Genomic DNA, 12,934 nt, shown 5'->3' with positions numbered 1-12,934 from the left:
GGGTGCGCTTCTTACTTGAGTCAGGGGTACGGAATAGTAGGCAAGCTCAAGATGGGAATAATATTTTATACCAATTTAATTAGTGGTTGTGACATACGGACTTTCGTCAAGGATGGCTACAGATGCATCTGTCGCATTCTTTTTCAAATTGAGATTAGCTTTTATACAACGGGTGCAAATCAATGGGATTTATTGTTCATCGAGGTGGCGATCGCTTTGTACTTCAAAGTCATGAGATGGGAACTTTCATCGGCTTGATGCTTTTGCCCATACCTGGAGAAACACTGCAAGCATTTGCTTATAATTTTGGCTCAACCTGCGATCGCAAAGAATTACTGAATGTTGCTGACTTCCCCGAACTGGCCCATGTAGAATTTTTTGCTATTGAGTATCCAGGTTTTCACGATTTCGATCGCTTCCTGCATAGCCCGGATTGGCAATCTCTGCATAATTTTTTGTATGCGGAGGCAAAAGCGATGGGCTACAACGCCAAACGGGAAAAACCTGCACCCAATCCCCTGACAGCTTTGTGGCAATACACACCGCCTAATCCGGCTGGTTCGTGGAAGGTTCCGGCGTTTGGTTTATGGGTGAATGAGCAAGGCTGTTGGCTTGGCAATCGAGATGGTTTAATACTGGCTATGGATTGTCAGGGACAATTTGCCTATCAGCACAAGCTTCCTCAAAATGTGCGCTGTTTGGTAGGAGACGATCGCTATCTCTACGCGAGTTGTGATGATGGTCAGATTTATGATGCGATCGCCAAATTGCCTCGGTCAGTTTACAATGCCCGTAATGACAGCGTTCCTCATTTTTATCTGTTTTTCATCTATGCCCTAGCGCTGCATGGCGATCGCCTTGTGGTGTTGGATGCCTACGGCAATTTAACTTACCTCGACTCTAACTTGAAGGTATTGTGGCAACAGAAAACTTCTACTTGGGGAGGCTGGTTTTTAGCTGCTGACGAGCGAGCAATTTATCACGGGCACAGTCGCGGCGTTACCTGCTACAACCCAAACACGGGTAAGATTGTTTGGGAGAATAGCACGGCAGCTCCAGTTCTTTGCGGACAGTTGACTGATGAGCAGCTGATTGTTGGTACAAGTGATGGCACGATTTATCAACTAGAGAAAGTTGGGGATCTTAAAATTCGGCAAACTCAAATCGCAACTCTTGCTAATTGTCAGTCTGCTGCCTATGCCTGTGCTATTTCTGAAGATCGACAGTTCCTATATGTGGCTGATAGTCAAGCTAATCTCTATTGTTTTATTGTCGGGAGCGATCGCTTTTCCATCTATCCCACTGGCTGCGGTGCAGTTCTCACGATGCGCCTCTGGAAAAATCGCCTTTATGTAACGACTACCGATGGTGCGATCGCCTGTTTTGATGTGGAAGCATTTGCAACTCCCAACTCACCCACTCCACAACCTCAACCTCATATAATAGCTGCTGCAACTACCTCCCCAGCAGTTAACGCCGGAATTTTGGTAGAATGCATCAAAAAAGGTAGCAAACTCAAAGTTTGTACCCTTTCTCCTGGCTATCACCCACACTGGAACGTGCAGTTTCCCCAGAATCTGCGTCAGGAAGGAGTACGCTATCGGGTGGACGCTTTAGAAGAAGCTAAACAAGGGGGATTTTACAGAGTAGTCGGTAATATTCAACGGGTATAATAGCGAGCCAGACAGCAAGCGATCGCTCTCAGTTTTAACTACCAATTAAATAACTGCGATCGCTTAAAGAGATGCGATCGCTCTGTTATCTTGTCGCTACTTGATAGGCTTACTCAATGCTTCCACAAGATCGTCTTTTTTCATCTTACTGATGCCAGTAATACCTCGTTTTTTCGCCATAGTTTTTAGATCGGCAGTTGACATTGTTTTAAGAATATCAGTGTCGACAATTGTCTCTGGCATAGGTTGAGGAGTGAGATAAAAAACTTGATTTAAAGCATCAAGTTGTTTACCTTTAGTAATTCCACATTTCAGATTAACGATTGGCTCTAATGTCTTCCAATATTGACGAGGAGCTTCATCTATCCGGTTTGTAGCTATAGCAGGTTTAACTGCTTTGAGAACGCTATCTGGTTGCTTAACTAAATATTCTAATGCTGCTTTGATTTCATCCCTAGATGCTTTAGAGAGATTGATTTTTGGAATCTCTTCACCTGCAAGGATTTTTGTTACTTCAACTGTCTCATCGCTACCATCGGCAATAATGCACCAAACGCGCTCCAAGCCAGCAGCTTCTGCAATTGCATAAATGAAAGAATTAGCAATTACTTGATACTTATCTTCGCCAGTTTCTTTGACAATAACAGGAATCCAATTTCTTCCACCTTTTTGGTTAAGTAAATGGGCTGAAGCTTTGATTAAAAATTCAGGTGCACCAGTTCCTTCACCAGGATCAATTTCATCCAAATATAAATGCATCAAATTTCCAATATCGCTGAGGCTACTCATTGTAAAAAATACTCCTGTGCTAAATCTTTGTAATATTCATGAGCAGAGCGATCTCGATAAACCGCAGGAATACGCGAGAAAGCTGAACTCGCTATATTAGCGTAGCTTGGAACCTCATGAATATGGAGGTCTCTTTTGGCGTTGGTATACCTGGGATAAAAGTAAGACAGTAAATCAAATCCCTCTTTTTTAGCAGTTTTAATAATGTTAGTAATTTCTTGTTGAGCAACTGCTAATTGAGGTGGTGTAGTCTTTTCTCCATTGAAAAAAATTGGCAATGGAATCGGGCTTCCATCAGCTTTTTGAGATTGTACTTCAGGAATAAATTTCTTCATTGCCATTGCAGCATTTTCTAAAGAGAAAAGATTGTTATGCTTTGTGGGAATGAGAATGACATCAGCCGCATAAACAGCCAATTGGCTAAACAATCGCCAGTTAGGAGGTGCATCTATCAGAATATAGTCATATTCTTGCCTTGAGAATTCTAGCTTGCGATAAAGAGTATTCTGTTTAAGATGATTACGCAAGATATTTTCAGACTTCTCTGCTAGTTTTTGATCGGCAGGGATAACATCAAACCGCAGTTCGACTTTAAGCTTTTTTAGAGGAAATTTATAAGGATATAGAGTAGTTTGAAGTTCTACATTCCTTTCTGTAAGAGCTTCAAAAACACTTCCTTTACTTAAAGGAAGACCTAAAGAACTTGTTAAATCTTGTTGGTTAGGGTCAAAATCAACCGCTAAAACTTTCTTACCTAAAAAAGTTAAGATGGCTGCTAAATTTACAGTAGTTGTAGTTTTTCCTACTCCTCCCTTATTGTTATAAACAGCAACAGTTAAAGCTTTAGCTGGATTTTCAATTTTTTGCCGAATTGAAGCAATTACACTATCAATATTATCTGCATCAATTGGAATACATTTTGTTGCTGGATAAATCACTTTTCCATGCTTACGGAAAATTTGAATATGGCAAGAATTAGTAATTATTCCCCACTGTACAGTTTGGCAATAAGGTGCAAGTAGATAACGCTTTAGTTGCTTAACAGTTGTTTGATATTGTGCAGTACCTTCGGATAAGTTAACATCCCTTCCTTTCAATTCCAATAGAAGGTAAGGATTAGATTTCGTGTTGAGAAAAACATCATCTCCAATTGTTTTTCTGGCTGCTTTATCAACGGCACCCTCACCAGTGTTATATTGTGGATGAATTTCTTCAGGTTGAAAACCTAATGCCCTCAATAATTGAGGGCTAAAATGGTCATTTACAACAGCTTCGGGTGCATATTCGGGAAGGCTTTGCATAGCTTCACGAAGGCTAGTAATTGTCATGCTCATAGTATGGGTTAACTTCCAGCAATGTCTTAGTCTAGTGTTCCCATTTGAAGACAATTATTAACTCAATAAATTGATTGTATAAATAAATTATATTTAAATAAGTAAAAAACTAAATTGTGCATTTATTTTAGTGTTTTTTGCAAACAAAAAGGCAAATTGTTTTCTCAATTTACCTCTTTGTTGGCTAATTCCAGTAATGTCAAACTCTAAATAATCACTCCGCAGATATGGGTGTTTGGTTTGTCGCTGAACGTGCTTTCTTTCTATTTGACCTGCGCGTTCCCCCAGCCATGCCATACTGATCGCTAGCTTTGCCATAGTGAGATGCAACACACAGTAGCATTTTCTCTGAAAGAGTATTCAACTCACGTTCTGCTTCTGTTAATGCAGTGTATGTCGTATCCATCATAGTTCGTGCTTGATTGTAGGTGGCTAGTTTATCTCGAATCTCTATAATCTTGCTGTTGTAATCAGCAATTGATAAGCCATTGCCAAAGTCTAACTGAGGATTAATCATTTGCATTCCTTCAATCCGTCGTTCGGCTTTGGTGAGTGCGCTGGAATTGCGTTTGCGTGGTGTCATGAACTTTTCCTGTTGAAATTTTGAGATGGAGAACCCCGATCGCTTTTAATACGGAGTTATTTAGATACCATCAACATACGCAATAAACAGATGTACCAGCCACAGTGAAGTTACAGAAGTTTGCAAGCATTAGGATGAGCAAACTAGATAAATAAGAGTATAATTCCGGAAATTAGCTGCAAAAGCTACTCTAAAAGTTGCAGAAGCTAGTCTAAAAGTTACAGAAGCTAAGGCTGAGAGTCACAATAGCTAGTGTAAAAGTCACAATAGCTAGTCTAAGAGTCACAATAGCTAGTGTAAAAGTCACACTAGCTACTCTACAAGTTACGACAGCTAGTTGACGAGTCACCACAGCTACCCTACGAGTTACACCAGCTAGTCTAAGAGTTGCAAGAGTTAGTGTTGAGAGCGATCGCACTGTTAAAATAGCTGGATCTGGCGATCGCGCTGATTATTTGTTAACAGCAGCATTATTCGGCGATACTTTTACAATTAATTCAGCACCTAATCTTTTCTAACCTGTAACCACCATTCCCATGTTTTAATATTTTGCTGTTGTTGTTCGCAAATTTCTTTGCAGTGCATTTGTCAGATTAACTATAACCTTTCTAGAACATAGCAATCTTCCTCTAAAACTTCCTCTGGATTTTCTAGTTGTTCTGTTGAAGCAAATTCCTGGCACAAATTGTAATAATTTTTATGTGTAACTAAAGAATAGTCTTGTTGTTGAGAATAAAAGCTTGTAGGAATTGTTGTAGGTGTAAAATTCCTCATTTTGTAATCTGTTCTGCAATAATCTACCAGCCTTTGAAACATTAATTTGTTACATTCTTCTGGACGAAATGAAGTGCTAGCTACAATATCGCCTCTCTGCTGTAGAGAAGCCAACATACTATAAAAATGACCGATCGCTTCAATTTGTAAGTAAAAGAACACTCCTTCAAAAAGTATAAATGAAGAGCGATCGCTTATCCATTCTCTCAAAATTAACTCAAGGTTGGAAATTTCCGCCAGATCGTTCAAATCATTCACAGTTATAAAGCGAATCTGGCGATGAGGAAGATAGCCCTTGATTTCAAACTCAGCTAGCTTTTGCTGCTTGAATTTGATATTTACTTCTGTATCAATTTCACAACAAGAAATTTCTGACGAGATAAGGTAAGGATAGTTTGTAAATCCAGCACCAATATTAATAAATACGCCATCTGGGGATTTATCAAAAAATTTATTTAAGCACTCAAGAAAAAATCTATGGCGAAGGGCGTGTACTAAAATTTCTGTTGAGCCAACTTGTTCTGCATACTTATTTGCCCAGATATCACTTTCTTGTGAAATCCATAATGCTGCAAACTTATCGGCGCTAATATGGGATTTTCTGGCTCGAAAAGCATTAACAATCAGGGCTGAATCGTGAACACCACTTGGCATATTTGGAGTGTTGAATAAACTTTAAACTTTTGGCGCTAGCGCATTGTGTATCTCTAACAAGCAATTGTATAGAATTCTATTACCAACTTTCCAAGATTAGCCCATCTACATAGGCAAAATCTGAATCATCCGTGGCCAACCGCCAACCATGTTCTAAACACTGGGCTGCAATCCAAACATCATTCATTGGAATCGGTCGTCCCTTCTGCTTCAATGCCAACCGAGTTCGAGCATACATTACCCCAGTTTCTCGACCTAAAGTTACTACTTCACAGGTTTCAATAAACTCTAGATAACGCGGTAGATTTTGCAAAGAACGACTTGAATTTTCCGCACCAAATAATAATTCACCTACAACCACAGTTGGTAGAATAACTGTTGTCAATGCTAATACCTGAGCCACAACTGCTTCATCGCCATTCAAAAAACGCACTGCGACAGAAGTATCTAAGGCTACGTTACCATTCATTTGGGTCTATCTGCTCAAACTCTGCGGCAATTGTCTGCTGCAATTCTCTAGCTTCAGAATCACTCAAAATTCCCGCAAACTTTGCTAAAGGATGTTCATTTTGGGCTATTAAATCAGGTTCTGGTAACTGACGTAGAAAATTGGATATCACATCAGAAAGCGACAATTGTTTTTGTTTTGCCCAACGTTCTGCTTTTTGGAGCAAAGCTTCATCAATTTCTAATGTAATTTTAGTGGTCATGGCTGTCCATGGTCTTAGACTCTCTCATTTTAACTGTTAGATTGATCCTGAAACCTTCTGCCCCCTGCCCTCTTGCCTTTCTTCGTTAATCCTCCTTACTCTGTTTGTTTAAAGAAGACAACTTCATCCGCCGGCTTTCACGGGATAATGGTACTAAAGCGGGGGCTTGAGTTTGAGTATTGCTTTGTTTAAAACTCTCCACTACCTTAGATAACTCTGCAATTGTCGATGCTTCAAATATGCTGCGCAAAGGTAACTCCAATTGCAAGCTGTCGCGCACTCTGGAAATCAGCTGAGTTGCTAATAAAGAATGTCCACCTAGTTGAAAGAAATTATCGTGAATCCCTACGTGCTTGATTCCTAGCACCTCAGCAAAAATTTTCGCTAACACTTGTTCTACATGAGTTCGAGGTGCAACATAACCTGCGGCTAACTCTGAGTTGATTAAATCGGGTACTTTTAAAGCACGGCGATCTACTTTACCATTAGCTGTCAGAGGTAAGTGCGATCGCACTACAAACATAGACGGGATCGCGTACTCCGGCAGCTTTTGGGTTAAATAAGTTTGCAATTGCGGTACTATCTTACGCGCTGCTTTAGCTTGTAGGGGATTATTTGCATAAGCAGACCATGCACGTTGTTGGTTGCTGTGTGGTAAAACAATTTTTTGATTTATTGCTTCTTCCTGTACAAAAACTACATCATAATTTCCTTCACTACTCGAATCTGACCAACTAATATTTACTTTGTAAGATAGTTGATTAGCCAGTGCATACAAATCTTCCGGATCTACTCCTAAATTCTCGATTCCTTGCAAAGCTTTTCGCATCTGGCCTGCTGTTTGCAAATCTTTTTCACCTGCTAGCCCTTCCGCTATTTTAACTGTTGTCATTACCCGTGCATTCGGTACATTAGTAATACCTAAAATCTCTGGGTGATTCTTAGTTAATAGCTCATCTACTGATGATATTGTTAAATTATTTTCGCCCCAGTCTAGCCATTGTATTTCTCTGCTTTCCGGCTGTTCGCTGCTAATATGAAGAATAGCGTTGTAACGAAACTGAGTTAATTCATTACTTTCTTTCCCTCTAATAAGTTGAATTTGTACGTCGCTAATTTGGGGAAAGCGCTGCTTTAATGCATCAAAAAAAGCTGGATCGATAACTAACTCTGTTTCTTGAAAAAGTTGCATTTGTACGCGTTGCTGCAACTGTGCGCGAGTTAAGGAAGATTCAGCTTGATACAGTTGTACAGATGCATGGAAAGCTGACAACAGCCGCAGATTACGCACATCTCCGATAAATATAACACCTCCTGGTGCAGTCGCTTTTATAGCACCTTCTAGTACCTGAATTAGATAATCAATACTAGGAAAATATTGCACAACAGAATTGAGAATTACCATATCAAAAGCAGCTGCTTCTATTCCAGAAAAATCAGCAGCCATTTTTTGATGCAGCGTTACTTGGGGAAGTTCTTGCTTGGCTAATTGCTGTTGGATGTAGTTAATTGAAATCGGGGAAAAATCTGTTCCATAATATTGAGAACAGTGAGGAGCAACTCTAAAAAGTACTAAACCCGTTCCACACCCAATTTCTAATACTCGCTGCGGTTGCAAAGCTAAAATTTGCGCGACTTGATTATTTATCCACTCACGCATCTGCTCTACAGGAATAGGCTTATTTGTGTAACTACTATTCCAGCCAATAAAATTAAGTTTTGGATCTACATCAGCAGCAGATTGATGATAAGTTTCGTTATAGAGCAGTTGCCATTGCAAAACCTGCTCCTCTTGCAATTGAATTAACTGCTGATTTTCTTGCTCGCTATTGTATTCACTATTCAGAACAACATAAGCTACTAAACGTTTTTCGCCTGCATCCTCATGAGTTATGACTACAGTTTGCTCAACTGCTGGATGCTGACTTAATACTGCTTCAATTTCTCCCAACTCAATGCGGTAGCCACGAATTTTTACCTGCTCATCAAGGCGTCCTAAAAACTCAATATTTCCATCTAATTGATAGCGAACTAAATCACCTGTTTTGTACAGACGGCTTCCAACTTCTGTCTTCTTAAAGCATTCAGCAGTTAAATCTGAACGGTTTAAATATCCACGCGCCAAACCATCACCACTAATATATAATTCACCTGGAATACCAATAGGTAAAGGTTGTAAATTTTTATCTAGAATATAAACTTGGGTATTAGATATCGGACGACCAATTACAGGTAGTAAATTATTATCTGAATTTTTAACAAGAACTTGCCCGGAAGTTGTGACAACTGTATTTTCTGTAGGCCCGTAGTTGTTAAATACCTGGAAATTATGGGAAGCTAAAGGATATTGATTTAATTTATCCCCACCTGTGAGTAATATTCGTAAAGCTGTATTATTAGACCAATCTAATTTTAGAATTTCCTCAGCTAAAGGTGTAGGTAAAAAAGAAATTGTAATTGCTTTTGATATCAGCCAATCTCGCAGATGTTCGGGTATTTGTCTTATTTCATCATCTACAATATAGATACTTGCTCCAGCAGTTAGGTAGGGCCAAATTTCCCAGCCGCAAGCATCAAAAGCAACTCCAGCAATCTGCGTTACTCGGTCAACAGATGAAACTGTAAAGGCTTTTTGATGCCAAAAAATCAGATTTAATAATCCTCTATGTTCAATTTCTACGCCTTTGGGCTTTCCTGTTGAGCCAGAGGTATAAATGACATAGGTAAGATTATTTAGTGTAACTTCACTGGGAAGATTATCTTCACTTTCTTGAGAAATAATTTCCCCATCTCTATCTAAACAGATTATTTGAGAATTGCGATCGCCTAAACGCTCAAGCCATCGCTGGTGAGTTAATAAAATTGGCACTTGAGCATCTTCCAGCATAAATTTTAAACGCTCAGGTGGATAGCTGGGATCTAAAGGTAAGTATGCTCCGCCTGCTTTCAAGATGGCTAACATCCCGATTACCATATCAAAAGAACGTTCTACACAAAGCCCTACTAAAACTTCAGATGTAACGCCTAATTTTTTGAGATAATGTGCAAGTTGGTTGCTGCGTGTATTTAACTCTTGATAGGTAATTTGTTGCTCTTGAAATACAAGTGCGATCGCATCGGAATTTTGCTCTACAATTCTCTCAAATAACTGATGGATACACTTATCTTGAGGATAATCTACTTTGGTATTATTCCATTCCACTAATAACTGATGTAATTCCCTTTCACTTAAAAGGGGTAAATCAGCAATTATTTGTTCTGGATTTGCAACTATACCCTCAAGTAAAATTTGAAAATGTTCCAGCATCCGAGTAATAGTAGCATCATTAAATAACTCGGTGCTGTAAATAACAAAACCACTAATTCCTCCCGAATTCTCTACCCAAAAACCATTCTTTTCTTCTGGGTTCCATAGGTGAAATTCTAAATCAAAGCGCGTTGTTTCACTATCGAATTGCCAGGTATTAACTGTTAATCCAGGTAGTTCTAACGCCGACATCGGCGCATTTTGCAGCGCAAATGCTACTTGAAATAGGGGATTTTGATTTAAATTTCGTTCTGGATGTAGTTCTTCAACCAACTTTTCAAAAGGCAAATCTTGATGAGCGTAAGCTCCCAAAGCTACATCTTTAACTCGACTTAATAATTCTCTAAAAGTTGGATTACCTGATAAATCAGTACGCAATACCAAACTGTTAACAAAAAATCCAATTAAACTTTCAATCTCACTACGGTTACGGTTAGCAATAGGCGAACCAACAGCAATATCTTCTTGCTGGGTGTAGCGGTAAAGTAATATTTTAAATGCTGCCAGCAGCGTCATAAATAAAGTTACGCCTTCCTGCTGGGAAAGAGCTAAAAGCCCAGCGCTCAAGCTTTTAGGTAGTTTGATAAATTGCCTTGCACCTCGATGAGATTGCACTGCTGGGCGTGGTTTATCAGTAGGCAGATTGAGTATAGAAATATTATCTAATTGCTTTCGCCAATAAGCTAATTGAGCTTCTAAAACTTCTCCTTGTAGCAATTGGCGTTGCCATTGAGCAAAGTCTGCATATTGAATTTTTAGTTGTGGTAACGGGGAAGGTTGGTTATTAGTAAAAGCTGTATATAGTGCGGCAATTTCCTGAACTAATACACCAATCGACCAACCATCTGAAACAATGTGATGGATATTCAGCAACAAAATATATTCTGCTTCATTCAATTGCCACAGTTTTACCTGCAACAATGGGTCAGTTGCTAAATTGAAAGGTTTTTGAGCTTCTTGGGTAATAAGTTTTTGTGCTTGGGTTTCGCGTTCGGCTGGCGGGTATTGTTGTAAATTTATGATTGGTAATGATATTTTTAATGTAGGTTTAATTACCTGAACTGGTTGCCCTGACTGCATAACAAAATTAGTGCGTAAAGCTTCGTGCCGTTGCACAATTTCGTTAAAAGTTTGCTCTAGTGCTGCTAAATTAAGCGAACCCTTTAAATGCAGTGCTGCTGGAATATTATAGAAAGGATTATTAGGTAATAATTGATCCAGAAACCATAATCTTTGTTGAGCAAAAGAAAGAGAAATATTCCCTATACGAGAAATAGATATAACAGAAGTAAAAGTATAATTATTAGTCCGATTAGCAGCTTGGAAAAATTCAATAATTTCTGCTTTACGCTCTTGAATTTCTCTACGCAGTTCTGCTGTTAAACTTCCTTCAGGAGCGTTACAGCGTAATATTTCGCCATCAATAAAAACTTGAATATCTAAGCTACGAAGATAAGATAAGAATTCAAACGTTTTCAAAATGATACCCTTGGGTAAAGAGAGGCAGAGGGGCACGGAGCAGGGAGCAGGGGAGGAAAGAAATAATAAATGACAAATGACGAATGACAAATGAATTTTTATCACACCTATATCACTGTAGAAATCATTCCTTGGGTTGAAAGATTCGTGATTGTAACTGTGATATGTAGCTAAAAGACAACGCAGTTCGCAAGGTTTAGGCTTATGATATTCATGCCTTTTAATTTCCTGCTTGTATGGCTAGTTCAACTGTTGTCGGTTGGGATACTTGGTGGGGGAATCTATATTCTCTATGAATGGTATGAACGAGAACTTGTAGGAACTTCTTACTTGGTGGCTGGAATAGTAATGGTGCTGTGGTCTTTTGGCGGTCGTTTTATCAGTTTGCCATTACTGCGCCGTCCTGGGTCGGATGAACCTGAGTTTATGCGTAGTCAAACGGTGCAGCGTTTGTCACGACCAGATGGTAGCGTACTGCAAGTAGAGTTTTTTGGCCCTGAGGATGGTCAACCGATTATCTTTTCACATGGTTGGGGGCCGAACAGTACTGTATGGTATTATGTCAAACGACAATTAAGCGATCGCTTTCGAGTGATTGTTTGGGATCTACCAGGGTTGGGAAAATCCACTAGACCGCAAAACAAAGATTATTCTTTAGAAAAATATGCTCGCGATTTAGAAGCTGTTGTTTCCATAGCAGGAGATAAACCCGTTATTTTATTAGGACACAGCATGGGCGGTATGATTAACCTCACATTTTGCCGCCTGTTTCCAGAACATTTAGGGCGCAGAGTTGCTGGCTTAATTCTTGTCGATACAACTTACACGAATCCTTTAAAAACTTGTATCTTTAGCGGTGTGGTACGTAAATTACAAAAGCCGTTGCTGGAACCTCTGCTTTACCTGACTATTGTGCTATCACCGATTTTGTGGTTGATGACTTGGCTTTCCTATCTCAATGGTTCGCTGTATATCACTGTAGAACTTTCTGGATTTACGGGTAGAGAAACACGGGGTCAACTTAATTTTGCCGGTTTGTTATCAGCTTTGGGTTCCCCCGGTGTTTTGGCGCGTGGCACGCTAGCAATGTTTAAGTTTGATGAAATCGAAACCCTGGCAAATATCCACATTCCAGCGTTGGTAGTGTGTGGTGCTTCTGATATAGCAACTAAACCCGTAGCGAGCGATCGCATGAAAGCAGAGTTACCTCATTCCCAAAGAGTTACAATCAATCCTGGTGGACACATGGCATTAATGGAGCAAAATCAGCAATTTTCTGAAGCAGTCAGCGATTTTTGTGCTGAGTGTACAGTAAATCATTAGAAGAGATAAACTGCCAAGTCATTTCTTTTTATAGTGTTTATAGTATGTTGCCAACAGTGTTACTACTCCACAGGTAATAAAACTAATTAAATTACCGTACATCAAAATCCAGTCTTTTTGATAATAACCATAGAGAATTCCATCGAACTGGATAAGATTAAACCCTGCAAAAGTAATTAAAGAAATATTCTTTGCATTTTTCCTTTTCCATATTCGCAGAGCTTGGGGAATAAATAGACTAGCATTAAATACAAAACCTAAGCCAAAGAAAAAAGATACAATTTCTCTCATGGTCATTAGAGTATATT

10 protein-coding genes are annotated in these 12,934 nt (G+C 39.3%); 2 read left to right on the top strand and 8 right to left on the bottom strand.

Translation table 11 applies throughout. From position 1 onward, the window contains the following. Window positions 1-182 precede the first annotated feature (182 nt). Window positions 183-1,673: an outer membrane protein assembly factor BamB family protein gene (locus tag AACU33_RS26980; RefSeq protein WP_096592504.1), complete on the top strand. Its 1,491-nt coding sequence runs from the start codon at window positions 183-185 to the stop codon at window positions 1,671-1,673. A gap of 96 nt (window positions 1,674-1,769) precedes the next feature. Here AACU33_RS26980 and AACU33_RS26975 read toward each other — a convergent pair whose 3' ends face one another. The 7 genes from AACU33_RS26975 to AACU33_RS26945 form a co-directional block, all read right to left on the bottom strand. After that, a complete protein-coding gene (locus AACU33_RS26975) occupies window positions 1,770-2,462 on the bottom strand; it encodes a Rho termination factor N-terminal domain-containing protein (protein ID WP_096592502.1) in 693 nt (230 codons plus the stop codon). Then, window positions 2,459-3,790 (bottom strand): AAA family ATPase, encoded by a 1,332-nt coding sequence (locus AACU33_RS26970; RefSeq protein WP_339376317.1) that lies wholly within the window; start codon window positions 3,788-3,790, stop codon window positions 2,459-2,461. The genes AACU33_RS26975 and AACU33_RS26970 overlap by 4 nt, the downstream gene beginning before the upstream one ends. A gap of 220 nt (window positions 3,791-4,010) precedes the next feature. Next, entirely contained in the window at window positions 4,011-4,379 is a 369-nt protein-coding gene (locus AACU33_RS26965) for a hypothetical protein (RefSeq protein ID WP_096592496.1), read from the bottom strand. A 597-nt stretch (window positions 4,380-4,976) separates the two neighbouring features. After that, complete coding sequence (locus AACU33_RS26960) at window positions 4,977-5,807, bottom strand: class I SAM-dependent methyltransferase (protein ID WP_096592494.1); 831 nt, start codon at window positions 5,805-5,807, stop codon at window positions 4,977-4,979. Window positions 5,808-5,886: 79 nt separating this feature from the next. Continuing rightward, window positions 5,887-6,276, bottom strand: a complete 390-nt coding sequence (locus AACU33_RS26955; RefSeq protein ID WP_096592491.1) for a type II toxin-antitoxin system VapC family toxin — start codon at window positions 6,274-6,276, stop codon at window positions 5,887-5,889. Further along, window positions 6,266-6,517, bottom strand: a complete 252-nt coding sequence (locus tag AACU33_RS26950; protein ID WP_096592489.1) for a DUF6364 family protein — start codon at window positions 6,515-6,517, stop codon at window positions 6,266-6,268. The genes AACU33_RS26955 and AACU33_RS26950 overlap by 11 nt, the downstream gene beginning before the upstream one ends. An 85-nt stretch (window positions 6,518-6,602) precedes the next feature. After that, entirely contained in the window at window positions 6,603-11,303 is a 4,701-nt protein-coding gene (locus tag AACU33_RS26945; RefSeq protein ID WP_096595401.1) for a non-ribosomal peptide synthetase, read from the bottom strand. 213 nt (window positions 11,304-11,516) lie between these two features. Here AACU33_RS26945 and AACU33_RS26940 point away from each other — a divergent pair, with 213 nt between their 5' ends. Further along, window positions 11,517-12,626 carry an alpha/beta fold hydrolase gene (locus tag AACU33_RS26940; protein WP_339376316.1) on the top strand — a complete coding sequence of 370 codons (1,110 nt, stop codon included), beginning with the start codon at window positions 11,517-11,519 and terminating at the stop codon, window positions 12,624-12,626. Between the two features lie 18 nt (window positions 12,627-12,644). On the opposite strand, the gene AACU33_RS26935 is transcribed toward AACU33_RS26940, so the two are convergent. After that, complete coding sequence (locus AACU33_RS26935) at window positions 12,645-12,917, bottom strand: SemiSWEET family sugar transporter (RefSeq protein ID WP_096592483.1); 273 nt, start codon at window positions 12,915-12,917, stop codon at window positions 12,645-12,647. Between the last annotated feature and the right edge of the window lie 17 nt (window positions 12,918-12,934).

The organism is Calothrix sp. NIES-2098, assembly GCF_963875125.1.
Taxonomy (GTDB): Bacteria; Cyanobacteriota; Cyanobacteriia; order Cyanobacteriales; family Nostocaceae; genus Aulosira.
Note: the sequence above shows the minus strand (reverse complement) of the source record. Positions and strands in the feature narration are given on the sequence as shown.